The organism is Streptomyces sp. NPDC001492 (genome assembly GCF_053597275.1).
In genome coordinates this window covers 68,639-93,355 of sequence record NZ_JBSFHW010000042.1, presented here as the reverse complement: position 1 = coordinate 93,355, position 24,717 = coordinate 68,639, and the positions used below count along the sequence as shown (strand labels likewise).

Below are 24,717 nucleotides of genomic sequence, written 5' to 3'. Positions count from 1 at the left end.
GTCAGGGGCAGCGGCCGCTTGGGCCTGGTCGGGACGACGTCCTCAGACCGTCGGCACACGCCCGGGCTGCGGTTGTTCGGCGGTGGCCTCCCCGCTGGCCACCGTCATCCTCAGCAGGGGCAGCGAGGCGGCGAAGGTACCGACCGCCAGGACGAGACTCAGTACGCCGGCCCCGGCACCGTCGAGTATGGCGCCGACGGCCAGCGGCCCGACGCCGGTACCCAGCGCACCCGCCCCGCTGAGGGAGGCCACCAGGCGTCCGGTCGGGTCGATGAGCGCCGCGGCGGCGAGCATCTGCACCAGGACGGCCAGTTGGCAGGCCTGCCACAGGACAGCCGCGACGGTGAAGACGACCGGGTCGTGGGTGACGATCAGGACCGCCATCGCGAGGGCCTGCGCCGTGACGAAGGCGGCCATCGACCGCATGCGTCCGAAGTGCCGCGCGCAGAGGGGCCCCACCACGGCGCCCACGAGTGCCACGACGCTGGAGACGGCGAGGACGGCCGACACGGCCGAGTGCGACATGGCGGTGTGCTGACGCCCCAGCACCGAGGCGTACGACCACGCGCCCTGCGTGACGGCCCACAGGAGCCCGGTGCCGAGGAGCAGAAGGACTGTCGGTCCTGCCGAGGCCGCCCCTTCCGTGCCGGAGGAGCCGGCGTCCGGTGCCGCGGGACCGGACGCGCCGTCGGGGAGCCGGCGCAGCAGCGGCCAGGCGAGCACACAGCACAGCGCCATGAGCAGGAAGCCGGTGCCCTCCCCGAGGTCGTGGTTGGCCGCGGGGACGCCCATGATCAGCAGCGCCGTCACACCGACCACACCGGAGATGGTGACCGCGGAGGCCTTGTCGGCGTCGTCGGTGGCGGCGAGCGCGGCCGTGGCCGCCGCGTAGACCGCGCCGAGCCCCGCGCCGAGCACGAGGTTGGCCAGGACCAGGCTCACCGGGTCGGTGACCGTCGCCGCGCCCAGAAAGCCGACGCCCGAGACGGCCAGGCCCAGACGGGCCATCCGTACCCGCCCCGGGCGCGCCGCCCGCTTGGCCAGCAGCAGGGTGACGACGGCGGTCGCCATCAGCTGGGTCGCGGCCACGAGCCCTGCGGTGGAGTCCGACAGCGCGAAGCGGGTGGCGAAGTCGTCGACGAAGACGGGCATCACGTTCGCTCCGCCGTTCCCCAGGGTCACTCCGGCGATGAGGGCGACCGCCACGCCGAAGGTCAGGGCGGAACCGCTGCGCGCGTTCACCGGCCGCTCCTCAGCGGGGAGTAGGGAAGTGCGGGAAGTGCCAGCGGCCCCCGGCGGGGCGCGGAGCGTACGACAAGCATGGGAACCTCATGAGTTCGGGAGGGGCGGGCACGGGTGAAAGCAGAGGGACGCGGGGGTAGAAGACAGGGCCACGGACCTTGGGGGGAGTGTGTCCGTGGCCCTGTCGCTCAGTGGGGTGTGCGGTGGACGTCGGCCACCGCACACCGGGTGGTCTGCCGTCAGCCGGCCCAGACGTCCTCGACATAGATGCCGGACTCGATCAAGGCGTCCAGCCAGGCGCTCGCCTCGTCGTCACCGGTGCCGGTGTACTTGCGGTAGATCGCCATGAACGCCTCCCGTACCGCCGGAGCCATGCGGCGGCCGTCGCCGCAGATGTAGACGCGTCCGCCAGCCTCCAGCGCCGCCCAGACCTCCTCGCTCTCCTTGGCGATGCGGTCCTGGACGAAGCGGGCACCGTCCTCGGGGGCGCAGGAGAAGGTGGGGCGCATGCTGACGGCTCCGGCTGCCTCGGCCGCCTCGAACTCCGCGCGGTGGAGGTAGTCGACGTCCGGGTGGTCGCAGCCGAAGTAGCACAGCAGGGTGCCGGTCGACTTGGTGTGGTGGCGGTCGAGGACGGCCCCGCGGAAGGGGGCCAGGCCGGTGCCGGCGCTGACCAGGATCACGGGTACGGAGTCGTCCTCGGGCAGACGGAAGGCCTCGCTGCAGGGCAGCACCCGGGCCTGGACGGTGTCGCCGGCGTTCACGGTCTGCAGGTAGTGCGAGCCGATGCCGCGGAAGGTGCCCTCGCCGCAGCGGTGGGGCGCGGCGAGCAGCGACACCATCAGGTCGACCTCGCCGGGTGCCGCCGCGGCGGACGAGGAGATGGAGTAGTGGCGCGGGCGCAGGACGGGCAGCAGCTCCAGGAAGACCTCGAACGGCAGCTCGCAGGCCCGGTAGCGCTCCAGCAGGTCCAGGAGGCCGAGCCCGGCGGCGGTCACCTGCTCGCGGAACGTCTCCTCGTCCGCCGCCGCGAGTTCGGCCAGGGGACGCTTCTCGGGCGGGCAGGCGGTGTGCTCGGCGAGCACGGCGACCTGTTCCCGGGTGGCGGCATCCTGCAGTTCGACGAAGTCGGTGAGCAGGCGGCGCAGGGTCAGCGGGCGGTCGACGGGCAGGGCGCTACGGCTTCGGCGGCGGGCGCGGAGCCGGACGGTACGGTCCAGGTCGAGCGAGAAGCGGTCGGCCACGCGCTGGACGAGGTCGCGCGGGTTGCTCGGGAGGACAGCCAGGTGGTCGCCGGTGCGGTAGGTGACGCCCTCGGGCAGCCGGAGCCTCAGGAACCGCTTGGAGCGGCCCAGCCCATGGTTCATGTCGACGAGTTCGTACGCGTCGAGCACCTCCATCGGCTGGACGCCGTGGCGTGCCGCGAGCCCGCCGATGACCGAGTCGGTCGTGTCCTCCAGCTCGTACAGTGCCGTGTCCTCGTCGGCGGCCTGCTCGGTCTGCTGTACGTCTCCGGCGGCTCCGTACCGCTCCAGCAGGGCGGTCCACAGGTCCCCGGTCCACCGGTCCACCGTGCCGGCGAAGTCGCCGGCGGCGTCCGCGGCGCCACGCTCCAGCAGTGAGGTGGCGCCCGCGGCGGTGAGCCGTTCGTCGATGAGAGTGGGGACGCGTTGGTAGGTGGCGGCCCAGTTGCGGTCGCCGACGCCGAGCACGGCGTACTTCAGGCCGTCGAGTGCGCCGGGCTCCAGTCCTTCCAGCCATGCGACGAACTGCGTGGCGTCGTCGGTGGGCCTGCCGTTGTAGGAGGCGGCCACGATCACCACCGGCCCGTCGCCGGGGGAGAGCCTGCCCACGGCGTCGTTGAGGGGCGCGACGGACGGGGCGAAGCCTCGCTCGTCGCCGTCTTCGGCCAGGTCGCGGGCGATGCCCGCGCAGGTGCCCAGGTTGGAGCCGTGCAGCAGGGTCAGCGCGGTTCCGGTGGCGCGCCGGACGGCGGGGCGGCCCTCGGCGGCGGGGCCGGCGCTCGCGGAGACGGCGGGCAGGCGACGCTCGCCGCTGGTGCGCCGGGCCAGGTTCAGGGTGAACTCGTCGGGCTTGAGGGTGAGGGACTGCTTGATCTTCAGCTGGTAGTTGGTGTGGTCGATCAGGCGGTAGCGGTGGATCACCAGTGCGAGGACCAGCGTCGCCTCGTGCAGCGCGAACTGGCGGCCGATGCAGGCGCGTTCGCCGCTGCCGAACGGCTTGAACAGGTGGACCGGGCGCTCCTCCTCCCGTTCCGGCAGGAACCGGTCGGGGTCGAACAGCTCGACGTTCTCGCCCCAGGCGGGATCGCGGTGCAGCTGCGGGATGAGTATCTGGATCGACTCGCCCTTGCGCACGGCGTACTTCCCGCCGATGACCGTGTCCTCGAGCGGCTCCACCGCGAAGGCGGGCGCCGTCGGCCACAGCCGCAGGCCCTCGTTGAGCACCTGGCGGATGTACGTCAGCTTGCCGATGTCCCCGTAGTCGGGCTCGGGGGCGTCGGCGTCACCCCAGAGGGCGTCGACCTCGGCCTGGGCCCGGGCAAGAACCTCGGGGTGCTTGGTCAGGTAGTACAGGGCGAACGACAGGGCGCCGCTGGTGGTCTCGTGACCGGCGATGAGGAACGTGATCGCCTGGTAGCGGATGTTGACGTCGTCCAGGGGCTCGCCCGTCACCGCGTCGCGGGTGTGCAGCATGCGCCCGAGCAGGTCGTCGGTGCTCTGGTCGCCGGACGCCCGGCGCTGCCGGATCACGTCGTCGACCAGGTCCTTCATCAGGGTGACGTCCTTGCGGAACTGCTCCGTCTGCTTCCACTTGAACAGCTCCGTGCCGGGGATGGACTCCCCCTTGGCCTGGGCGAAGCCCAGAGCCCGCGACAGAGCGGTGACGAAGGGGTGCGGCTCCTGACGGCTGAACGACTCGAAGTCGTAGCCGAAACCGCACAGGCCGATCGTGTCGAGCGTCAGCCGCGTCATGTCGTCGGCGACGTCCACGGGCTCCGAACCCGCCGCCCGGTCCCACTTGCCGATCAGCTCACGGGCGACCTGGAGCATCGTGTCGTGATAGCCGCGCATCGCGCCGAGGGAGAACGCCGGCATCAGGACGTCGTGCGCCTTGCGCCAGTTGGGCTCGTCGTTGAAGGCGGTGAAGAGACCGTCGCCGCCGATCTCCCGGAGGATGACGAGGTCGGGGTGCACGTTCTTGCGGAACCGGCTCTCGTCCGCCAGCTCGGTGACCAGGTCGAGGCCCGAGGCGAAGTTGATCTCGTTGCCGAAGACGCGGATCTTGAACAGCGGCCCCAGCTCCTTGGCCTCCTTCATCACGTAGTGCAGGCCGTCGACACCACTGGGGATGTCGAACGCGTGGCCGACCAGAGGCAGGGCGGGACGCTGGGGAATCGGTTCGGTTCCGCGCAGGGTCTCGTGGGTCATGAGCATGCCTTTCGTTCCGCACAGGCTGTCGCTGTCCAGAACTATACGGGTGACATTGTCACTCGACAATGTCGATCGATTGTGGCAACTGACACAGTCGCCTGACGGAACCATTCGAAGCCCGGTCCGTCCGCCGGGGTCAAGGCCCCCGCAGGGGGCACGCCCCCCTCTGCCGGCCCGCCGCAACGCACGAAGTCCCTCCCGCGACTCACGTCGCGGGAGGGACTTCTCGGACCCGCCATGAACCGGGGCCGGCAGACGTCAGGGGGTGAGCACGAACCGGATCGGGTCGCCGATCTTCTTCTCCAGCCGGGCGGCGGCGTCAGCGGCCTCGGCCAGCGGTATGTGAGCCGTGACGGAAGGGGTCAGATCGATCCGTCCGGCGGAGGTCAGGCCGATGAGCTGCTCCACGTGCTCGAACCCGGAGCCGTAGTGGCCGCGGACCTGGTGGCCCCGGAAGCTGAACCCCGTACTGTCCTCGACGACGATCGACTCCGGAGTGAGCCCCGCGAGAACCAGGACTCCGCCGGCTCGCAGCGCGGCAACCGCCTGAGCGCGCGCGGCGGGTACGTCGACGAAGTCGAACGCGACATCGACACCCTGCCCCGCGGTGGCCTCCGCCGGCGCCTTGGCAAATCCGTCCACCGTCGGGTGGAGCGGGAGATCGGCAGTGATGGCCGGACTGATCGCGGCCGTATGGCCGGGTCCGACGGCCCTGGCGCTGTTGATCGTGGCGGCGCCTGGCCATCGTGACGGGCTGCCTGGAGCTGTGGGTCGCCACGCGGATGCGGCATGAGTTGCGGCACGCGTGGTGGTGGCGGGCCTCGGCCGGCGTGTCGGTGGCGGCGGGTGCACTGCTGTGGCTGCGCCCGGAGGTCGGCGCGGTGGTCATCGCGCTGGTGCTGGGCGTGTACGCACTCGCGGGCGGACTGTGGCTGCCGCCTGGCGGGAGTACCGCACCCCTCCCGGGCGCGGTGCCCCGCGGGCGAACTGGAGCACCCCCGAGGCCGGGACGCACCGCAGGCGAGCGGGGCATGCGGTGCGCCCTGGATACCCGAAAGGCAGGTGAGCATCGTGACGCGGCTTGCGCATCGACGGCGGCGACCTGGTGGTGCACCTGCCGTGGCGGTGGGCGCCGGCGGCGCGGCGCCGCAGCGTGCGCCTGCGACTTGAGTTCGTGGACGAGGTCCGCGTGGATCCGCACGGGTGGCGCGCGGTGCGCCCGCATCCCGGGCCCCGCTACCGCTTCCGTCCCGGGCGCTGGTGCGCGGGCGAACGGGAGCACCCCCGAGGCCGGGACTTCGCCGCCCTTGACGCTCGGGGCCCGGTGCTCGTGGTGACGACCTTCTCCCGCGACACCCCGTATACCCGCCTGGCCGTGTTCACCGGCCGACCCGGAGGGGGACGCGGTCTGGCTGCGGCAGGTCACCGCTCAGAACAGAAAAAAGTTGAGCCGATAGTTGGCAACTTTACGGCGTGGTGCTATATCAGAAGTGGAGCGGATTACACGCAAGGAACGACGTGAAGGAGGGATGACAGATGCTGATGCGTACGGATCCCTTCCGCGAGCTTGACCGGCTCGTCGAGCGGGTCTGGGGCACGGCCGCGCACCCGGCGGGCATGCCGCTGGACGCCTGGCGTGAGGGTGACACGTTCTTCGTGGAGCTGGACCTGCCGGGCGTGGACGCGGAGTCGATCGATCTCGATGTCGAGCGCAACGTCCTGACCGTGAAGGCCGAACGCAAGCCGGCGTACAGCGAGAACATCGATACGGTGGTCACCGAGCGGCCCGCAGGGACGTTCAGTCGGCAGCTGTTCCTCGGCGAGACCCTCGACACCGACAAGATCGAAGCCACCTACGAGGCCGGTGTGCTGAGCCTGCGGATCCCCGTCGCCGAGCAGGCCAAGCCCCGCAAGATCGCCATCAGCGGCGGCAGCGACCGCAAGGAACTGGGCAGCTGACGCCACAGCGGCTCCTTTCTCAAGGGCCTCGGGCACCAGCCCGGGGCCCTGACGTCGTCTCTGGCTCCTACGCGCATTTGCGACCGCGGGGCGCCGCCAGGTGCCCCCTGGGACACCTGGCGGGCATCGTCATCGGGGGCATCCGAGTGGCCCACCCCACCGACACGACGGCGTCGGGGCAGTGCGCGTGATGCGGGACCACGTGCACCACGCCGGCGGTCAGCAGCCCAGGCCTGGATCCTCGACCGAGTACGCGGACCTGCGCTTCTCGACGCAGTAGGTGCGCATTCCGCACGACAGCGCTACGCCCCCCGGCGGGAATTCCTGCAGGATCAGCCTGCCCACCCGGTCGAAGAGCGGGCGGTGACCTGGCGCGATGGCGTCGACGTGCTCCTGCACGGGGTCCCTACGACCCGTCGTGGTCCTCCCGCGTCCGGCACCCCGCAGCCTCAGCTCGGCCGCTCGTGTCCGACCGGCAAGCGGCTGATCAGGGCAGATGGAGAACTGGGACCCGAGTATCTAGGGTCGGCACGTGGCTTTCATCATGGTGTGCGAAGACGACGCGGCGGTCCGCGGCATCCTCAAGCGCGCCCTGGAACACGACGGCCACACCGTCTCCGTCGCCGCCACGGCCGACAGCCTGCTGCGGCAGCTCGCACCGGCGCCCCAACTGGTCGTCCTGGATCTCGGGCTCCCGGACGCCGACGGCCGCGATGTCTGCCTGGCCCTGCGGGCTCGGGGCGTCGACGTGCCGGTGTTGATGCTCACCGCCCTGGACGGCCTGCATCACAAGGTGGGCGGCTTCGAGGCCGGCGCCGACGACTACATGACCAAACCCTTCGACATCCCGGAACTGCTGGTCCGCGTCCGAGCCCTGCTGCGCCGGGCCACCGTCGCGGCCGCACCGCACGAGGTCGTCCTCGACCCGTCGAAGCACGTGGTGACCTACGATTCGGTGAGCATGAGTCTGACCCCGACGGAGTTCCGGCTGCTGGGCCGCCTGATCGCCTCGCAGGGCGACGCGGTACGCCGCCACGCCCTCGTCGCCGCCGGCTGGCCGCACGGAGCGCAGGTCAGCGACAACACCCTCGACTCCTATGTGCGCCGGCTGCGGGCCAAGCTCGGTCCGTTGGGTGTGGCCGAGCGTCTGGCGACCGTCCGCGGCGTGGGCTACCGATGGCAGTGACGGGATTCCGCCGAAGCGTCGTCGCGCTCACCGTGCTGATCGCCACCGCAGTGGTCGCGATCCTGGTCGTGGTCTCGCACGTGCTGCTGAGCAGGGTGACAGACGCCGACGCGCACGATCTGGCCCGTACGCGCGCCGAGGCGGTCGCGGCGAACGTCAGCACGAAGGGTGGCCGTGTCGTGCTCACGGAGAACAGCAGCGAGGCACTGGACGAGGTCGCCTGGGTGTACGCCGACGGCAGTCTGATCGACGGGAACGTACCGGCGAGTATGGTCGGGCGCGTCGAGGAGCTGGCGGACTCGGAACGATCGCAGACCGCGTCCGTCGGTGACTACCTCCTGTACGCGCGGCCGGTTCCGATCGACGCCCACCACGTCATGGTGATCGTCCGAGTGGACCTCACGCCCTATGAGACGTCCGAGCAGCGCAGCCTGACCTTGTCGTTGATTCTGGGCGGCCTCACGATCGTCCTCGCCGGGGGTGTCGCGCACCTGGTGGTGCACCGCGCGCTGCGGGTCGTGCACGAGATGGCCGCTCTCGCCGACGACTGGGGCCATCACGAGCCCGGGCGCCGTTTCAACCTCGGAGTCCCCCGCGACGAGTTCGGGGAACTGGGACAGACTCTGGACCGCCTCCTGGAGCGCGTTGACAACGCGCTGGCGGACGAGCGACGGCTCACCGATGAGATCGCCCACGAACTGCGCACACCGCTCACGGTCCTGCGGGGCGAGGCGCAGCTGGCGCAGCTGTCCGGTGAGCACGTGGTGCCGGAGGCGGTGCTGAGCGAGGTCGACCGCCTCGATGCGGCGATCACGACGATTTTGCGCGCCGCGCGCGCACGGACGGACGAGGGGACCCGCTGCGATCTGCGCTCCGCCGCGCGGCGGGCGATCGGCAGCCGCGCGGTCGAGATCGCCTTCCCGGCGAAGGTAGAGGTGGCCGTGGCGCCCGACGTCGCCGTGTCGCTGCTGTCACCCCTGCTGGAGAACGGCCTGCGGCATGCGAAGTCCCGTGTGTGGATCACCGCACGCAGCCAGGGCGAGGCCATCGTGGTCGACGTCCTGGACGACGGCCCCGGGTTCGATCCCGCTGAGGTCGACCGGGTCTTCGAAGCGGGTGTGACCGGTGGCGGAGGGTACGGGCTGGGGCTTCCTGTGGTCCGGCGCATCGCCGCCTCGGCCGGTGCGGAGGTCCGGGCCATCGCGGACGGCCGCGGTCACGTCGAGGTGACACTCCCGGCCGCGCGTGCGGGCACGTAGTCAGGTTGCTTGCAGGTTCCCCGCGTAAACCTCCCCGCATGACAACGACAACGGAAGCACGCCCACGCAGCGGGCGCCTCATGCTGAACAAGGTCCCCGAGGTCACCATCTGGTTCTGGGTGATCAAGATCCTGTGCACCACCGTCGGGGAGAGCTTCGCCGACTGGATCAACATGAAGCTGGGCGTCGGTCTGGTGAACACGGCCTGGATCTTCACCGCGGTGTTCGTCGTGGTCCTGGCCGTCCAGCTGCGGCTGAAGCGGTACGTCCCGTTCCCGTACTGGCTGACCGTGGTCGTTGTCAGCGTCACGGGCACGCTGTACACCGACATCCTGACCGACCAGCTGACTGTGCCGCTGTGGATCAGCACTGCCGTGTTCTCGGTCCTGCTCGCCGTGGTCTTCGGCGTGTGGTGGCTGCGTGAGCGCACCCTCTCGATCCACTCGGTCACGACGCTTCCGCGTGAGTCGTTCTACTGGCTCGCCGTCCTCGTCACCTTCGCGCTCGGCACCGCGACCGGTGACTGGACCCTGGAGCTGACCGGCTGGAGCCCGGGCGCCTCGGTGCTGCTGCCGCTCGGCCTCATCGGCGCGATCACGCTGCTGTGGAAGTTCGGCGCGAACCCGGTGCTGTCCTTCTGGCTCGCCTACATCCTGACCCGCCCGCTGGGCGCGAACATCGGCGACTGGCTGGCCTCCCCGAAGGTCGCTCAGCCGGGCGAGCCGACCGGTCTCGACCTGGGAACCTTCACCACCAGCCTGATCTTCCTCGGCCTGATCCTGGCGACGGTGGTCTATCTGACGGTGACGCGCTCGGACGTGACCGAGACCTACGAGGCCGCCCACGCCGCCCATGCCACCGGCGATCCGCGCAAGGAGCGCGTCGGGCTGGCCGGCTTCGGTCTGCTGGCCGTCGCCACCACGGGCCTGCTGGTCTGGGCCCACGGTCAGCCGCACGTCGGCCCGGCGCCGGAGGAGGACAACACCTCCGCCGTCCAGATGGCTCCCGGCCAGGCGGTGAAGAAGTTCCCGCCCGCCAAGGTCGCCGCGCTGAAGAACCTCGCCTCCACCTCGCTCAACGACGCACGCTCGGGCAACGAGAAGGGAGCGCACGCGGCCGCACAGTCGCTGCGTGACCTGTGGGATGCCGACCAGGCATCGCTCCAGCCGCTGGACAACACCGGCTGGACCTCCATCGACGCCCAGATGGACAAAATGCTCAAGACCTTCGGCATCGACCACTCGAACCCGCCGATGTCGCCCGCGCAGCAGGAGAAGGAACTGAACGCCCTCCTGACGGACATGGGCTGACCAGTGGCGGACAGCGCAGGCGGCCGCTTGGAGCGGCCCGGGCATGTCCGCGGACTCACCTGGGCGGTCGAAGCCGGCGTCTCAACGGCTTCGACCGCCCACTGTTCCTCCGAGCTCATCGAGGACGACGCTTTTCATGAAAGGCGGTGTCCGACCCCGCGGGCCGTGCCGATGGTCAGCGCGCTGCCGGCTTCACGCAGCTTCCGCCGCAGCCGGGTCAGGTACTGGTCCAGCGTGTTGTCACTGACCTGGGCACCCTCCGGCCAGCCCGCCCCGATCAGTTCGCGGCGCCGCACGATGGTCCCGCCCGCGGCCACGAGTGTGGCCAGCAGCCGGAACTCCGTGGGGGACAGGGCGACGGCCGTGCCGTGCACGGTGACGCGGTGGCCGAACGGGTCCAGAATCAGGTCCCCGGCCGCGATCGCCGGGGCCGGCGCAGCCCGCTTCACGGACGCCCGCAGCCGGGCGGCGAGTTCGGCCAGATGGAAAGGCTTGTGCAGGTAGTCGTCACCGCCTGCCGAGAAGCCCGAAAGCCGGTCCGCGAGCCGTTGCCGGGCGGTCAGGAAGATGACCGGGGCCACGAATCCGTTGGCGCGCAGCGCCTGGCACACGTCCCGGCCGTCCGCGTCGGGCAGCCCGATGTCCAGGACAACCGCCGCGATGTCGCCGGTGGCCAGCCGCAGGGCGGTGGCACCGTCGCCGGCGAGGACGGGCTCGAAGCCCTCCTCGTACAGCCCACGACGCAGCACGTCCAGCAGCACCTGATCGTCCTCGACGACCAATATCTTGTGACGCACGGTCTCCCTCAGGTGCTCCGGCCGGGCGGGTCCTGTCCGAGATGAGCGATCCGGGCGGTCAGCGGGCCAGGGCCCACGGACACACCGCCGGCCGGCCTACGACGAGTCGCGGCGGCAGCGCCCCTTTCCTTCGGGCCGCCTGACGCAGGTGAACGGCTGGATACGAATGACTACAAGGGTGTAGACGTTCTTCGCACTGTAGACGATCGGCGAGGGGCGGCGTTCCCGGGGGTGCACTACCTGTCCGTCGGCTCGGCGGCGTCATGCTCGTTTCGGCGGACCGGGACAAGCAAGGTGAAGGTGGCCGGGGTGTCACTGGTCAGGAAGAGCCGTCCGCCCATGGAGACGGCCAGGTCGCGGGCGAGGGCCAGGCCGATGCCGGTTCCCCGTCCGTCGCCGGTCTGTCCTCGGTCGAACAGCTGCGCCGGTTCGCCCTGCACGCTGCCCTCGTCGCTGACGTCGAAGGCGAGGGCGTCGTCGAGGTCCCGTACCGCGACCCTGGTCGTCCCCTGCCCGTGCGTCCGTGCGTTGTCCAGCAGCACGTCGAGAATCTCCGACACGGGGCCGCCGGGCACCCGGACATCCGCCGGTACCTCCCGTGTGCCGCACTCCAGACGGCGGCCGCCGTCGGCGAACAGGCCGTGCCACCGCTCCTGCGTCTCCTGCAGAAGGCGTGTCACCGCAATCTGCCCGGCGGCGAGGCGGGGCGTGTCCTGGGGGCGGGACAGCCGGAGAACTTCCTCCACGGTGCGGTGCAGGCCCTGGGCAGCGGTCAGGGCCTCGGCCAGGATCGGTCGCAGCCGGGCGTCGTCGTCCTGCTGGAGGCCCGCCTCCAGCGTGAGTTGCAGACCGGTCAGGGGTGTGCGCAGCTGGTGGGAGGCGTTGGCGGTGAAGTCGCGTTCGCGGCGCAGGAGTTCGGACAGGCTGCGCAGCATCTCGTTGTGGGTGCGGGCGACCTGGTCGATCTCGGCGATGCTGCTGGGCGCGGCACGGGCGTTCAGGTCGCCCTCGGTGACGGCCCGGCAGTGGCGGGAGAGGTCCTCCAGGGGTGTGGCCAGGACCCGGGCCTGACGGCGGACGACGAGGACGGCGACACCGAGCGCGAACAGGGTCACCCCGAGCAGCACCGCCCACACGGCCAGGACCCGGTCCCGTACCGCGCCCGCGGGTGAGGACGCCCGGACGACGCCGATGACCTGTTCGGTGTGTGAGACGGGCACGGTGACCACCAGATCGCCGTCCGACCGTCCGCGCACCGGCTCACCGCCGAGCGCGCGGCCGACCGGTGCGTCCCCCGTCCCGGGGCCGCTTCCGGACCGTAGACGCTGGTGCCGGTCGTACAGCCCCAGGTGCCCACCCGCCGGGGCGGCGGGAAGTTCCACCGGATCGCCGGTCGTGTAGTCCGGGCTCACCCGCACCGCGGCGGCCAGGGCCGCGCGTTCCAGCGTGTCGCGCTGGTCGGCGTACAGGGACGACCTGATGGCGAGGGCCAGCGGTACGGCCAGCAGGACGACGGCGACCAGGGCGGCGGTGACGGCGACTCGCACCACGCGCTGTCTCATGCCTTCATCATGCGGGCCCGCCACCTGGCCGGGCGGCCGCGGCACAGGCTTTTGCCGTCGTCTAACCCTCGGCGGGCCGGGCGCTAACCGGCGGCTTCCTAGTGTCGGTGCCATGACCGTCCGCTCCGGGCGCTCCTTGGAGGTCAGTGGCCATGGCAGCACACCCCCGTTCATCTGCGATCGCCGGACTGGCACTCGTCGCGGCGGTGACCGCCGGCTGTTCCGGTTCGACCTCGCACTCCGGTTCCGGTACGACGACGCCATCGCCGTCGGCTTCCTCGGCGGGAGGCGGCAGCGCCGGCCGGGCAGCGGCTCCCACGGAGTCCAATCCGCCCGGTGACATCCCCGACAACCAGGTCTACGTCGCCTACCGGCCGGCCGGCGGAGCCTTCACCGGCTTCACGGTCAAGGTGCCCGAAGGCTGGGCCCGCACCACACAGGGCGGTACCACTTCGTTCACGGACAAGCTCAACACCATCACGATCACGGCGGTCTCCGCGGCCAACGCACCCACGGTCGCCTCCGTCACCCACACGGTCGTCCCGCAACTGCGCTCCCAGGTGGCGAAGTTCGCCGCGCCGAAGGTGTCGGAGGTGAACCGGCACGCAGGCCGTGTCGTGCGCCTCACCTATCGGGGCGATTCGGCGAAGGACCCGGTCACCGGCAAGGTGGTGCGGGACGCGTTCGAACGGTACGCCTTCCACCGGTCCGGTCACGAGCTGGACTTGACCCTGTCCGGCCCGGTCAACGCCGACAACGTCGACCCGTGGCGCATCGTCAGCGACTCTTTCACCTGGCGGTGAGCGCGGTGTCCCTCCACTCCCAGGGGCCGGCCGAAGTCGTGCTGGCAGCCCGCGAGTTGTACCGCTTCTACCGGGCCGGCGACGAGGAGACGCTCGCGTTGCGCGGAGTCTCACTCGCGGTACGCCGCGGCGAGACGGTCGCGGTCGTCGGCCCGTCCGGGGCGGGCAAGTCGACCCTGCTGGCGTGCCTGGCCGGCCTCGACGAGCCCTCCGGCGGCGAGGTGTGCGTCGCGGGCGTACGGATCAGCCATCGGCCGGAGACCGAGCGGGCCCGGCTGCGGGCCCGGCATGTCGGCGTACTGCTGCAGTCCCGCAACCTGCTGCCCCACCTGAGCGTGCGCGACAACATCCGCCTGCCGCAGCGCTCCCAAGGCGGCACATCCGCGACTTCGGCCGGAGAACTGCTCGCCCAGGTGGGCCTCGCCGACCGCGCACACGCCCTGCCCCGGCAGCTGTCGGGCGGCGAACTGGCCCGTGCCGGTCTCGCCGTCGCGCTGGCCAACTCTCCCGCCGTCCTGCTGGCCGACGAGCCGACCGGTGAACTGGACGGCGAGACCGAGCAGTTGGTCCTCACGATGCTGCGGGAGCGGGCCGCCCAGGGCTGCGCGGTACTGATCGTCACGCACAGCGCAGAGGTCGTCCGCAGCGCGGACCGGGTGATCGAACTGGAGGACGGCAGGGCCAGGACCACGTCGGCGCGCCAGGATCGCCCTGTACTGCGGGAGGACCACGATGTCACGCGATGAGGTCCTCGTGGCCTGCCGCGACGCGGCGCTCACCTTCGGGCGAGGCAGCCAGGCCGTCGTGGCCGTACACGGCGCGCACCTGGAGATCGGGGCAGGAGACCGGCTCGCGGTCGTCGGCCCCTCCGGGTCGGGCAAGAGTTCGCTGCTGCACCTGCTGGCCGGGCTCGAGCAACCCACCAGCGGCACGGTGACCCGGGCTCCCTCCCTGAGGCCGTACGACATCGGTCTGGTCTTCCAGGGCGACAGCCTCATCCCCGCCCTGGACGTGGTGGAGAACACCGCTCTCCCCTTGATCCTTGACGGCCGACCGGAAGACCAGGCCCACCAGGCCGCCCTCGCGTCCCTCGCACTGGTCGACGCGGCCGACCTGGCCGAGCGGCTGCCCGAGGAGATCTCCGGCGGCCAGGCCCAACGGGTGGCCGCCGCCCGCGTCCTGGCCCAGGGCCCGCGTCTGATCCTCGCCGACGAGCCCACCGGCCGCCTCGACCACCGCACCGGCAGCCGCGTCCTGGACGCCCTGCTGACCGTCGCCGACCACACGGGCGCGGCCCTCGTGGTCACCACCCACGACCCAGCCGTCGCCGCCCGGCTCACCACCCGGCGCACCATGCGCGACGGCCGACTGCTCACACCCGAGGAGGTGTCATGATCGCCTCGTGGGCACGCGGCCTGGCCCGCCACCGCACCGGACGACTCCTGGCCGCCCTGGCCGGCATCGCGCTCGCGGTCGCCCTCGTCGCCGCGCTCGGCTCCTTCCTGACCGCGTCCAAGGCCACCATGACCCAGCGCGCCCTGCGCTCGGTCGCCGTCGACTGGCAGGTCCAGGTGCAGCCCGGCGCCGACCCCAACACCGTCCTGCACCTGGTCGGCAAGACCCCCGGCACCCGCACGGCCCTGCCGGTCGGCTACGCCCGTACCACCGGCTTCACCGCCCGTGTCCAGGGCAGCACCCAGACCACCGGCCCCGGCATGGCCCTCGGACTGCCCGACGGCTACCGCAGCCGGTTCCCGGATGAGATCCGTACGCTCTCCGGCGCCTCCACCGGGGTCCTGCTGGCCCAGCAGACCGCATCCAACCTGCACGCCGCCCCCGGCGACACCGTCAGCATCCAGCTGCCGGGCATCGGGGCGCGCTCAGTGAAGGTGGACGGCGTGGTCGACCTGCCCCAGGCCGACTCCCTCTTCCAGACCGTCGGCGCGCCCAGCCAGTCGCAGCCGACCGCACCACCCGACAACGTCGTCCTGCTCCCTGCCGCCCGTTTCGCCGCCCTCACCCGGGGCGCCGGCGCGGTCACCACCCAGATCCACGTCGCCCGCGACGACGCCCGGCTGCCCGCCGACCCGGCCGCCGCCTTCACCGCCGTCACCGGCGCAGCCCACAACCTGGAGGCCCGCTCCGCCGGTACCGCGCTCGTCGGCGACAACGTCGGCGCCGCCCTCGACTCCGCCCGCCAGGACGCCCTGTACGCACAGATCCTCTTCCTCTTCCTGGGCGTGCCCGGCGCCGTCCTGGCCGCCGCGCTGACCGCCGCGGTCGCCTCGGCCGGCGCCGAACGGCGGCGCCAGGAACAGGGCCTGCTGCGGCTGCGCGGACTGCGCCCGCGGCAGATCACCATGCTCGGGGGCCTCGAAGCCGCCCTGGTCGGTCTCCTCGGCGGTCTGGCCGGGCTCGGCATCGCCGCGCTGACCGGCCGGCTCGCCTTCGGCGGCGCCTCCTTCGGAGCGGGCGCGGGAACCTGGGCCGCCTGGTACGCCATCGCCTTCGTTCTCGGCGCAGCCGTGGCAGCCGGATCCGTCCTCGTGCCCGCCGTACGCGACCTGCACGCGGCGACCGTCGCCGACACCCGCAAGGAAACCGGCGCGCGCAGCACCCGAAGCCCCTGGTGGATGCGGTACGGCCTCGACTTCGTGCTCCTGATCGGCTCCTGGCTGGTCTTCCGAGCCTCCTCCGGCAACCAGTACGCCCTCGTCCTCGCCCCGGAAGGCGTCCCCACCCTCTCCGTGTCGTACTGGGCCTTCCTCGGCCCCGCCCTGCTGTGGATCGGCGCCGCCCTGCTGCTGTGGCGTCTCACCCTCCTCGCGCTCACCCACGGCCGCCCCGTCCTGGCCCGGCTGGCCCGCCCGCTGACCACGACGCTCGCCGGCACGACCGCCGCCGTACTGTCCCGGCGCCGCCGCCCGCTCGCCCGCTCGGTGGTCCTGCTCGCCCTCGCCGTGTCCTTCGCGATCTCCACGGCCGTCTTCAACGCCACCTACAAGCAGCAGGCCGAGGTCGACGCCCGGCTCACCAACGGCGCCGACGTCACCGTCACCGAACCACCCGGTGCCCGCATCGCACCCGGCGCCGGAGCCGCCCTGAAGATCTCGGGCGTACGGCACGTCGAACCGCTCCAGCACCGCTTCGCCTACGTCGGCTCCGACCTCCAGGACCTCTACGGCGTCCGCCCGGACACCATCACACAGGCCACCTCGCTCCAGGACGCCTACTTCTCCGGCGGCACCGCCCACCAGCTCATGCGCAAGCTGGCCCAGCGCCCGGACAACCTGCTGGTCAGTGTCGAGACGGTCAACGACTTCCAGCTCTCGCCCGGCGACACCGTCAACCTGCGCATCCAGGACGCCCACACCAAGGCGCTGCGCACGGTCGCCTTCCACTACGCCGGCATCGCCAAGGAGTTCCCCACCGCGCCCAAGGACAGCTTCTTCGTCGGCAACGCCTCCTACATCACCAAGGCGACCGGCAGCGACGCGGTCGGCGCCTTCCTCCTGAACACCGGCGGCACCTACCAGAAGCAGATCGCCGCCCACCTCCGCGGCCGACTCGGCACCACCGCCACCGTCACCGACCTCACGCAGACCCGCGGCACCGTCGGCACCAGCCTGACCTCCGTCGACCTGGCGGGGCTCACCCGCATCGAACTCGCCTTCGCGGTCCTGCTGGCAGCCGGATCCGGCGGACTCGTCCTCGCCCTGGGACTCGCCGAACGCCGCCGCACCTTCGCCATCGCCACCGTCCTCGGCGCCAAGCCGCACCACCTGCGCGGCATGGTCCTCACCGAGGCCCTCCTGCTGGCCGCGGGCGGACTGGCCGGAGGCGCCCTGATCGGCTGGGCCCTGTCGGAGATGCTGGTCAAGGTGCTGACCGGCGTCTTCGACCCACCGCCCGCGAGCCTGTCGGTGCCCGGCGGCTACCTGGCACTCACCGCGACCGCCGCAGTGATCGCCGTACTCGCCGCGGCCCTGAACGGCATCCGCGGCACCCGGCGCCCCGCGGTGGAGGAGCTGCGCGACCTGTGAACCGGCCGCACCCGGGGGAGTCCGTGCCGATCGCCATGCCGCCTCCTAGTTTGTCGACCATGGGCACGTCCCCGGCATCCGACCCCAACCGCCTGCGCGTCCTCGTCGTCGAGGACGACGACACCATCGGCCACCACCTCGACACCGGACTGCGCAGCAACGGCTACGCCCCCACCTGGAGCCGCACCGGCGCATCGGCCCTGGCCGAGGCGGAGCGCAGCCGCTACGACGCCCTGCTCCTCGACCTGGGTCTGCCCGACATCGACGGCCTCGACATCGCCCGCAGCCTGCGCGCCCGGTTCCCGGACCTGCTGATCATCATCCTCACCGCACGCACCGACGACATCGACGTCATCGCCGGCCTGGACGCCGGCGCCGACGACTACCTCGCCAAACCCTTCAGCCTCACCGTCCTGCTGGCCCGCCTGCGCGCCCACCTGCGCCGCCGCACGGTCACCTCCCCCGCGCAGCAGCCGATCCAGCTCGGCGACCTGGTCATCGACATCACGGCACGCCGCTGCGTCCTCCACAACAAGGAAATCCCCTTGCGCCCCAAGGAGTTCGAACTGCTCGCCCTCCTCGCCCGGCACCCAGGTGAAGCCATCGCCCGCGAAACCTTCATGGCCCAGGTCTGGGACGAGAACTGGTTCGGCCCCACCAAGACCCTCGACGTCACCATGGCCGGCTTGCGCCGCCGCCTCACCGAGGCCGCTGACCGGGCCGTCCAGCCGTGCCGGCTCCCGCAGATCACCACCCTGCGCGGACACGGCTACCGGCTGGAGGGCTGACGCGCTGCAGGGCCGCATGATGGGCGATGGAGCGACAACAAGCGGATTCTCCCAACCCGGCAGACCGGTTCGGCCAGCGCCGCGCCCACGTCCTGCGCCCCGGACGAGTACCTCCGCTCCTCTTCGCCACGTGCTCCCGCACCTTTAACCCCTGACCGCGACCAGCACGTTCTCTTCGAAGGGGCCGCCCTTGACGGTGATCTCCTTCACCGTGCCGATGCCCTTGACGTAGTACTTGTTGTCGACGACGCCGGGCTCCAGTGGTGTCCATTCCTTGGTGCGGAGGGTGCCCGTGAAGGTCTTGTACGGGACGGACACGCGGGAGGTGAGATTCAGGACCTGGAAGTGGTCCTCGGCCTGGCCGGGGTAGTACTCCTGCTGCCCGCCGGCCCCGGGCACCGGGTGGGCGGGGAGGAAGATGCCGGGCCGGGCGCCGTTCTGGCCGGCGTGCCAGGTTCCCTCGGTGGAGACCATGTTGCCCCGGGCATCGAGTTCGGCGGTTTCCTCGCCGAAGTACCAGACGTTGCCGGTGGAGTCCTGGGCGTAGTAGTCGCGCGTGGCCTCGTGAAGCGTGCGGCCGACGTAGAGGCGGTCCAGTACGACACGGCAGGGGATGCCGGTGATCTTCTGGGTCTCCCGGCTGCTGGTGAGGTACTCGGTGGACTTCGCACCGTCCTTGACGCCGCTGTACACCAGGGTCCGTCCCGGGGTGAGGGGGAACCACGGGTTGTCGACGGTCGCCGAGAAACTGTGCGGAGACGGGGTGGCCGCCGTGGCCTCGTGGTGCCGGCTCGAACTCGGCGAACAAGCCGTGGAGACAAGTACGGCCGCGCAGCCGAGGACGGTGAGCGCCAGTGCCGTGCGGGTGGCGTCGGAGCGGCCCGTGCTTGTGCGGATCATGGCGACTCCCTGGTCAGGCGGTGGGCTTCCAGCCTGCTCGCCCGAGGCTAAGGGGACCCTGAAACGCCCACGCGCCCCACCCGGCCGACTCAGCGTCCTCTTATCCACGCGCACTACGCTGGACGCAGCAGGGCCTGTCCGAGGAGGCGGCATGCGGATTCTCGTGGTCGAGGACGAAGCCCCCATGGCGGAGTTGCTGCGACGCTGCCTTGCGGAGAACGGCTTCGCGGTCGACGTGGCCCCTACCGGCGAGGACGGCCTCTGGTACACCGGGGAGAGCGACTACGACGCGATCGTCCTGGACGTGATGCTGCCGGGCACGGACGGGTTCGGCGTGCTGCGCGAGATGCGCGCCGCCGGCTCGTGGGCGCCCGTGCTACTGCTCACCGCACGCGATGCCGTCGAGGACCGTGTACGGGGCCTCGACCTGGGCGCGGACGACTACCTCGTCAAGCCCTTCGCGCTCGCCGAGCTGCTGTCCCGGCTGCGCGCCCTGATGCGCCGTGGCGCCCGCGAGCGGCCCGCCGTGCTGACCGTGGGCGATCTCAGCCTCGACCCGGCGACCCGCTCGGTGACCCGCGACGGCAGGCCGATCACCTTGACGGCCAAGGAGTTCGCCCTGCTGGAATGCCTGATGCGGCGGCCCGGCCAGGTGCTCTCCAAGTCCGAACTGATCGAGCACGTCTGGGACTTCACCTTCGACGCGGACTCGAATGTCGTGGAGGTGTACGTCGGCTATCTCCGGCAGAAGATCGACCGGCCCTTCGGACGGCAGTCACTACGCACTTCCCGGGGCGCCGGCTACTGGCTGCGCGACGACCGTGCCGACCCGACAGCGCACGCGAAGCAGGCCGACCATGCTCACGGCGTTCGCTAGGCTGCCCATCCGACTCCGGCTGACCCTCGCGTTCTGCCTGGGGATGGCGGCGGTGATGGCTGCGCTGGGCGCTTTCCTCTACACCCGGATGGGTACGGAGCTGACCCGCGCCATCGACCTGGACCTGCGCGCACGAGCCGCGGCCTCAGTCAGCTCGCTGGCCCAGCGTGAACGGGCGCCGCTGGACGCGGGACGCGGGCTCGTCGACCCCGACGAGTCGTTCGGCCAGATCCTGTCGCCGAGCGGCGACGTGGTGGAGACGACCCCCGCCGTCGCGGCGGCGCCGATGCTGCCGCCGGGCACCACCCGCGCCGTCACCAGGCCGGTCTTCCTCGACCGCCGAGTCGTGGGTGTCGACGACCCGGCCCGGCTCCTCGCCGTGCCGGTCCGGCTGCCGGGTCCGGTCTCTCAGCCCGCCGTCCTCGTGGTCGGTGCACCGCTCGGCGACCGCGCGGAGGCCCTCCACCAACTCCTGCTCCTGCTGCTCGTCGGCGGCCCGCTCGCCCTGCTCGCATCCTCGTACGCCGGATGGCTGCTCGCAGGCGCCGCCCTGCGCCCCGTCGAGCGCATCCGACGGGAGGCTGCCGCGATCTCCGAGACCGAACCCGAGCGGCGGCTGACCGTTCCGCCGGCCGGAGACGAACTCGCCCGGCTCACGGACACACTCAACGCCATGCTCGCCCGCCTCCAGGAGGCCCTGGAGCGCGAGCACCGCTTCGTCGACATGGCCGGACACGAACTGCGCACGCCCCTGGCGCTGCTCCGGGCCCAGCTCGAACTGGCCACGGCACGGCCGCGCGACCGGGCCGAGCTGGAAGCCGCGATACGGTCGGCCACCGCCGAGACCGACCGGCTGGTCGCTCTCGCCGAGGACCTGCTCGTTCTCGCCCGTAGCCGAGGAGGCCGACTCCCGCTGCGTCGCGAGCCCGTATCGCTCGAGCCGTTGCTCACCCACGCGGCCGACGCGTTCCGGACCCGCGCGATGGCCCAGGGAGCGACCATCGCGGTCGAACCTAGCGGCCTCCCTGGAGCGACGGCCGACCTCGATCCGGTTCGCCTGCGCCAGGTCCTGCACAACCTCCTGGACAACTCCCTGCGCCACTCAGGGCCCTCGGGCCCGGGCCGCATCACCCTGAGCGCCGAACGCGCCGATGGCATGACGTACCTGCGCGTTCACGACCAGGGCCAAGGCTTCCCGCCTGCCGTGCTCGCCGGTCCGCCGCCGCACCGACTCCCCGAGGGGCACACCACCGGGCTCGGCCTGTCCGTCGTGGAGATGATCGCCGAAGCCCACGGCGGCCTGGTAACCCTGGCCAACCAGCCGCCGGGCGGAGCCCTCGTCACCATGAGCCTGCCGTCCTCGTCATGTCCTGGCTCGCAGGACCGAGACGAGGCGAACGTGGCCAGAGAGCGGGTGTAGTCCGGGGCGTGCGTGATGCTGCGCCACGGGTGCCTCCAGGGCTCATGGACCAGCGCAAGGCGGCAGGGACACGTCGGATCGCGAGTGGCCGCTGCATCAGGATGAGTCACCGCCACCAAGGCCCGAAACGCAGCGGAGCCCGTCGCCGCGAGTGCGGTGACCGGCCCCACGGCCATGTACACGTCTTTGGACGGGGCGGCCGATGCGTGGTGGGATGCCTCGGCCGCCCCGGGGACCACCCCAGGTCCCCCGCGGAGCGAAGACGAACTCACCGCCGTGCTTCGGCGGTCGCCCGCCTTGGGGGTAGGACAGGGCGGACTCCGTGAGCCAGGGCGCCGGCCGACGCATCACCCGGTCCGACCGCAGTGAGCCCAGGACCTCGACGGGGCCGTCGCTCAGCAGGTGGGCGATGCGGGGCGCGTCGTATCCGGCGTCCAGCACGACCGGGACGCTGGGGTCGCCGGGCTTCCACTGGTCGGTGGCGACGAGCCGTTCGACGAATGCGCAGAGCTGGGACCGTGGTCAGGTGTCGGCGTCCGGCCGCAGCAACGGCGAGACGTCCGCGGCCGGCGCGATCCGGCTGTCCGCTGTCCGCTGTCCGCTGTCCGCGGCAGCGAGGGCAGTGCGCGGCGCAGCCGGGTCACGTCGATCCGCCTCTGGTTGAGACCGCCGTAGAGCGCCGCACAACTCGAACAGCGCGTCGCCCCGCGCGGTCAAACCAAGGCCGCTCTCGCGTCCGGCCGTTCCCATCCCGAGTGATCAAGTTCGAGGGGCCATTCGACCCATCAGGCGGGCTCGGCCGACCGCGTTCCTGGTGCACGATGGTGACGTGAACAGGGATGCAGCGCGCGAAGCCGTCGTTGAAGCAGGCTGGCAGGCAGTACGGGACGACGGGCGGGTGCGGGCGGAGTTGTTGGAAGCGGCCTATGCCGAGCCCTGCCTGCGGCAACTGTTCCCCTGGACCGGGATGGGAGAACTTCACTTCAGCCGTTGCACCGAACGGCGGTGGACCTGGGACGTCCCGTACATTCAGCCCGCCGCTGGGGGGACCTACTGGGTCTCCGGTCCCCTCCGGAGCCAGACAGTTGGCCCGGCAGCTACCGCGCAGGAGGCCATCGCCATGGTGGTCCAGCGTCTTCCAGCGGGCTGCGGTCCTGCCTTCCTGGGCACACCGGAAGAACTCGCGGCTCACGAAGCCACAACGAAGAGGTACACAGATTGACGAAGGTCAACGTCGGTGAGGTCGTCTGCGGGATTGCAGACGCGGCATCCGCTGCACGATTCCGGAGAAGTCCGACCAGCTCCGCAACCGCAAGAAGCTGGGCGCTCGCGGCGGTCGCCCGCCGAGGTTCGACAAGGCCGACTACCGCGAGCGTCACGCAGTCGAGTGCGGGATCAACCGCCTCAAGCGCCACCGGGCGGTGGCCACGAGGTACGACAAGCTGGCCGTCCGCTACGAGGCCACAGTCACCATCGCCGTCATCAACGAGTGGCTGTGATCGCTACAACGATCGGCCACGTGCTGGGCCTGAGTGCGACCCTCCGATCCAGAAGGTCAGCGCCTTCCGTCCACCTCCCAGCGACCGCCGCATCGCATTGACCAGTCGCACCTGCGCCTGAGCCACCTCCGCGCTGGCCTCCCGGAACTCCTCTTCGCCGAGTGGCGTACGGACCGGATCGACCTCCCGCGCGACGCGGTCCAAGAAGCGGTCGACCGACTGCCCAAAGCTGCCGACCTCTCCCGCAACGTCTGCGGGAGCGATCAAGCTGACCCGCGTCAGCACGGCGCTCCACTCGGCCCAGTCGTAGTCCCAGCCGCGATGGTCGGCGTGTGCTCGCTTGATCACCATTGTGAACTTGGCGTAGTGGCTCAGGAGTTCCTGGTACGCCACCAACTGCTGATCCCGCGACCACTGATGGTCCTGGCCCCGTCTGGTGACGATCCCGCCCACCAGCACTCCGACGGTCGCCGAGGCCGCTCCAGTAACGGTCGAGATCAACGCTTCCAGCAAAGCCACCCCAGCCCCCGTGCCCAGCAACCTGCGTTCGGTCCCCGATCGGAACGTAGCACTGGTGCACCTTGGCGCGTCAGAGCATGCGATGGCCGCGTAGCGGGAGATGACATCGGTGGCCGGCCGACGCTTTTGAAACGCGCCCTGGTTCGAGACGTCGTTCGATGCCAGGAGCCAGGCACGCGCGCTGATGCCTCAGCTGGCGAGCAGGGCCTGCATCCACTGGTCTTCGCGTTGCTCGATGTATTCGGCATCGTTTCGCCAAGCGTCGCCGTGGCCTTCAGCCCACAGCCTTGCCCAGGGCTGGGCTCCTTGGGCTGCCTGGTCGCGCAGGAAGTCGTGCATGGAACGCGTACGGCGCCCCAGCAGGGGCACCAAACGGCGGCGTTCGGACTCAGCCAGACCGTAGGCGTCGGCGAAGACTCGCAGTCGGTCCGCCGCGTCCGGGCTCTGCCAGTCCGGATGCGCGGACAGCGGGATGAACCCGTGAATGGCGTATGCGACATCCCACAGGCGCGAGCCGGGACCTGCAGCGTCCCAGTCGATGAAGGCCCACCGCGCCTCGTCTGCGACCACGAGGTTCCAGGGGGCCAGGTCGTTATGGGCGATGATGTCACGGCCCTCAGCGGGGATCAGCGTCTGCCACCGCGCATCGGAAGGCGGCGTGAAGTCCTGCACGGCGTCGTGGAAGTCCCGGATCAGCCGTGCAACGTGAGCCAGTTGCCGAGCGGGTTCCATCAGCGAGAACCGGTCGGGCCAGACCACCTCTCCCGGCATGAAGGTCAGGACCTCGCGACCCTGATCGTCAATGCCGAGCGGACGAGGCGCCGCGCCGAATCCCGCCTCGTGCAGGTGGGCAAGCAGGGCATGCACAGCGGGAGTCCATGGTCCGGCCGGACGGCGAACGGTGTCCCCGACGCGAACGACACCATCACTGACGTTGCCGCCGGACAAAGGCTGTTCATCATCGTGCCGCATCGGACCAGTGTGTCGGATCCGCCCGTCATGATCACCCCATTAAGCGGGAGCGTCAGAGTCGGGACGGAGGTTAAAGGACAAGCTGAGTACCTGTTCCTGAGTCGCTCATGACATGACGGGACTTCT

General features: G+C 71.1%; 21 protein-coding genes and 2 pseudogenes. 13 read left to right on the top strand and 10 right to left on the bottom strand.

All coding sequences use genetic code 11. The features are described from left to right. Positions 1–42: 42 nt before the first annotated feature. From ACWC1K_RS38875 to ACWC1K_RS38865, 3 genes are all read right to left on the bottom strand, one after another. Complete coding sequence (locus ACWC1K_RS38875; RefSeq protein WP_450837693.1) at positions 43–1,242, bottom strand: MFS transporter; 1,200 nt, start codon at positions 1,240–1,242, stop codon at positions 43–45. A gap of 239 nt (positions 1,243–1,481) precedes the next feature. Next, on the bottom strand, positions 1,482–4,694 hold the full coding sequence (locus tag ACWC1K_RS38870; protein ID WP_450837691.1) for a cytochrome P450: 3,213 nt from the start codon (positions 4,692–4,694) through the stop codon (positions 1,482–1,484). Positions 4,695–4,955: 261 nt separating this feature from the next. After that, entirely contained in the window at positions 4,956–5,339 is a 384-nt protein-coding gene (locus ACWC1K_RS38865) for a zinc-binding dehydrogenase (RefSeq protein ID WP_450837690.1), read from the bottom strand. Positions 5,340–6,233: 894 nt separating this feature from the next. On the opposite strand from ACWC1K_RS38865, the gene ACWC1K_RS38860 reads away from it, so the two are divergent. Next, positions 6,234–6,656 carry an Hsp20/alpha crystallin family protein gene (locus ACWC1K_RS38860; protein ID WP_450837689.1) on the top strand — a complete coding sequence of 141 codons (423 nt, stop codon included), beginning with the start codon at positions 6,234–6,236 and terminating at the stop codon, positions 6,654–6,656. Between the two features lie 219 nt (positions 6,657–6,875). Here ACWC1K_RS38860 and ACWC1K_RS38855 read toward each other — a convergent pair whose 3' ends face one another. Then, a complete protein-coding gene (locus ACWC1K_RS38855) occupies positions 6,876–7,055 on the bottom strand; it encodes a hypothetical protein (protein WP_450837687.1) in 180 nt (59 codons plus the stop codon). Positions 7,056–7,188: 133 nt separating this feature from the next. Here ACWC1K_RS38855 and ACWC1K_RS38850 point away from each other — a divergent pair, with 133 nt between their 5' ends. Genes ACWC1K_RS38850 through ACWC1K_RS38840 form a run of 3 tightly spaced genes read left to right on the top strand, consistent with a single transcriptional unit; the run spans position 7,189 to position 10,411 of the window. Further along, on the top strand, positions 7,189–7,842 hold the full coding sequence (locus tag ACWC1K_RS38850; protein WP_450837686.1) for a response regulator transcription factor: 654 nt from the start codon (positions 7,189–7,191) through the stop codon (positions 7,840–7,842). Then, the gene (locus tag ACWC1K_RS38845) at positions 7,833–9,101 is read left to right on the top strand and encodes a sensor histidine kinase (RefSeq protein WP_450837684.1); all 1,269 of its coding nucleotides are present in this window, start codon (positions 7,833–7,835) and stop codon (positions 9,099–9,101) included. Before ACWC1K_RS38850 ends, ACWC1K_RS38845 begins: the two co-directional genes overlap by 10 nt. Before the next feature lie 38 nt (positions 9,102–9,139). Then, positions 9,140–10,411 carry a COG4705 family protein gene (locus ACWC1K_RS38840; protein WP_450837682.1) on the top strand — a complete coding sequence of 424 codons (1,272 nt, stop codon included), beginning with the start codon at positions 9,140–9,142 and terminating at the stop codon, positions 10,409–10,411. A gap of 134 nt (positions 10,412–10,545) precedes the next feature. Here ACWC1K_RS38840 and ACWC1K_RS38835 read toward each other — a convergent pair whose 3' ends face one another. Beyond that, positions 10,546–11,208: a response regulator transcription factor gene (locus ACWC1K_RS38835; protein ID WP_450837680.1), complete on the bottom strand. Its 663-nt coding sequence runs from the start codon at positions 11,206–11,208 to the stop codon at positions 10,546–10,548. 236 nt (positions 11,209–11,444) lie between these two features. Next, positions 11,445–12,770: a sensor histidine kinase gene (locus ACWC1K_RS38830; RefSeq protein ID WP_450837679.1), complete on the bottom strand. Its 1,326-nt coding sequence runs from the start codon at positions 12,768–12,770 to the stop codon at positions 11,445–11,447. Between the two features lie 152 nt (positions 12,771–12,922). Between ACWC1K_RS38830 and ACWC1K_RS38825 the strand changes: the two genes are divergently transcribed. From ACWC1K_RS38825 to ACWC1K_RS38805, 5 genes are read left to right on the top strand one after another with little or no spacing between them, the layout of a single operon-like run. Continuing rightward, a complete protein-coding gene (locus tag ACWC1K_RS38825) occupies positions 12,923–13,573 on the top strand; it encodes a hypothetical protein (RefSeq protein ID WP_450837678.1) in 651 nt (216 codons plus the stop codon). 5 nt (positions 13,574–13,578) lie between these two features. After that, positions 13,579–14,319: an ABC transporter ATP-binding protein gene (locus ACWC1K_RS38820; protein WP_450837696.1), complete on the top strand. Its 741-nt coding sequence runs from the start codon at positions 13,579–13,581 to the stop codon at positions 14,317–14,319. Further along, complete coding sequence (locus ACWC1K_RS38815) at positions 14,306–14,968, top strand: ABC transporter ATP-binding protein (protein WP_450837676.1); 663 nt, start codon at positions 14,306–14,308, stop codon at positions 14,966–14,968. Before ACWC1K_RS38820 ends, ACWC1K_RS38815 begins: the two co-directional genes overlap by 14 nt. After that, positions 14,965–17,616 carry an FtsX-like permease family protein gene (locus ACWC1K_RS38810; protein WP_450837674.1) on the top strand — a complete coding sequence of 884 codons (2,652 nt, stop codon included), beginning with the start codon at positions 14,965–14,967 and terminating at the stop codon, positions 17,614–17,616. Before ACWC1K_RS38815 ends, ACWC1K_RS38810 begins: the two co-directional genes overlap by 4 nt. Before the next feature lie 59 nt (positions 17,617–17,675). After that, entirely contained in the window at positions 17,676–18,404 is a 729-nt protein-coding gene (locus tag ACWC1K_RS38805) for a response regulator transcription factor (RefSeq protein WP_450837672.1), read from the top strand. Between the two features lie 144 nt (positions 18,405–18,548). Here the strand turns inward: ACWC1K_RS38805 and ACWC1K_RS38800 are convergent, their stop codons facing one another. Continuing rightward, a complete protein-coding gene (locus ACWC1K_RS38800; protein ID WP_450837670.1) occupies positions 18,549–19,304 on the bottom strand; it encodes a hypothetical protein in 756 nt (251 codons plus the stop codon). A gap of 151 nt (positions 19,305–19,455) precedes the next feature. On the opposite strand from ACWC1K_RS38800, the gene ACWC1K_RS38795 reads away from it, so the two are divergent. Both ACWC1K_RS38795 and ACWC1K_RS38790 read left to right on the top strand, forming a co-directional pair. Next, a complete protein-coding gene (locus ACWC1K_RS38795) occupies positions 19,456–20,181 on the top strand; it encodes a response regulator transcription factor (RefSeq protein ID WP_450837668.1) in 726 nt (241 codons plus the stop codon). After that, positions 20,162–21,601 (top strand): HAMP domain-containing sensor histidine kinase, encoded by a 1,440-nt coding sequence (locus tag ACWC1K_RS38790; RefSeq protein WP_450837667.1) that lies wholly within the window; start codon positions 20,162–20,164, stop codon positions 21,599–21,601. Before ACWC1K_RS38795 ends, ACWC1K_RS38790 begins: the two co-directional genes overlap by 20 nt. 231 nt (positions 21,602–21,832) lie before the next feature. Here ACWC1K_RS38790 and ACWC1K_RS38785 read toward each other — a convergent pair. Next, positions 21,833–22,351, bottom strand: a pseudogene (locus ACWC1K_RS38785) (transposase); the annotation flags it as partial. A gap of 64 nt (positions 22,352–22,415) precedes the next feature. Here ACWC1K_RS38785 and ACWC1K_RS38780 point away from each other — a divergent pair. Continuing rightward, positions 22,416–22,823 carry a DUF6193 family natural product biosynthesis protein gene (locus tag ACWC1K_RS38780; RefSeq protein WP_450837665.1) on the top strand — a complete coding sequence of 136 codons (408 nt, stop codon included), beginning with the start codon at positions 22,416–22,418 and terminating at the stop codon, positions 22,821–22,823. Positions 22,824–22,860: 37 nt separating this feature from the next. Further along, positions 22,861–23,100 (top strand): annotated as a pseudogene (locus tag ACWC1K_RS38775) (IS5 family transposase); the annotation flags it as partial. 3 nt (positions 23,101–23,103) lie between these two features. On the opposite strand, the gene ACWC1K_RS38770 reads toward ACWC1K_RS38775, so the two are convergent. Next, positions 23,104–23,619: a hypothetical protein gene (locus ACWC1K_RS38770; protein ID WP_450837663.1), complete on the bottom strand. Its 516-nt coding sequence runs from the start codon at positions 23,617–23,619 to the stop codon at positions 23,104–23,106. Positions 23,620–23,808: 189 nt separating this feature from the next. Then, positions 23,809–24,591 (bottom strand): phosphotransferase enzyme family protein, encoded by a 783-nt coding sequence (locus tag ACWC1K_RS38765; protein ID WP_450837662.1) that lies wholly within the window; start codon positions 24,589–24,591, stop codon positions 23,809–23,811. Between the last annotated feature and the right edge of the window lie 126 nt (positions 24,592–24,717).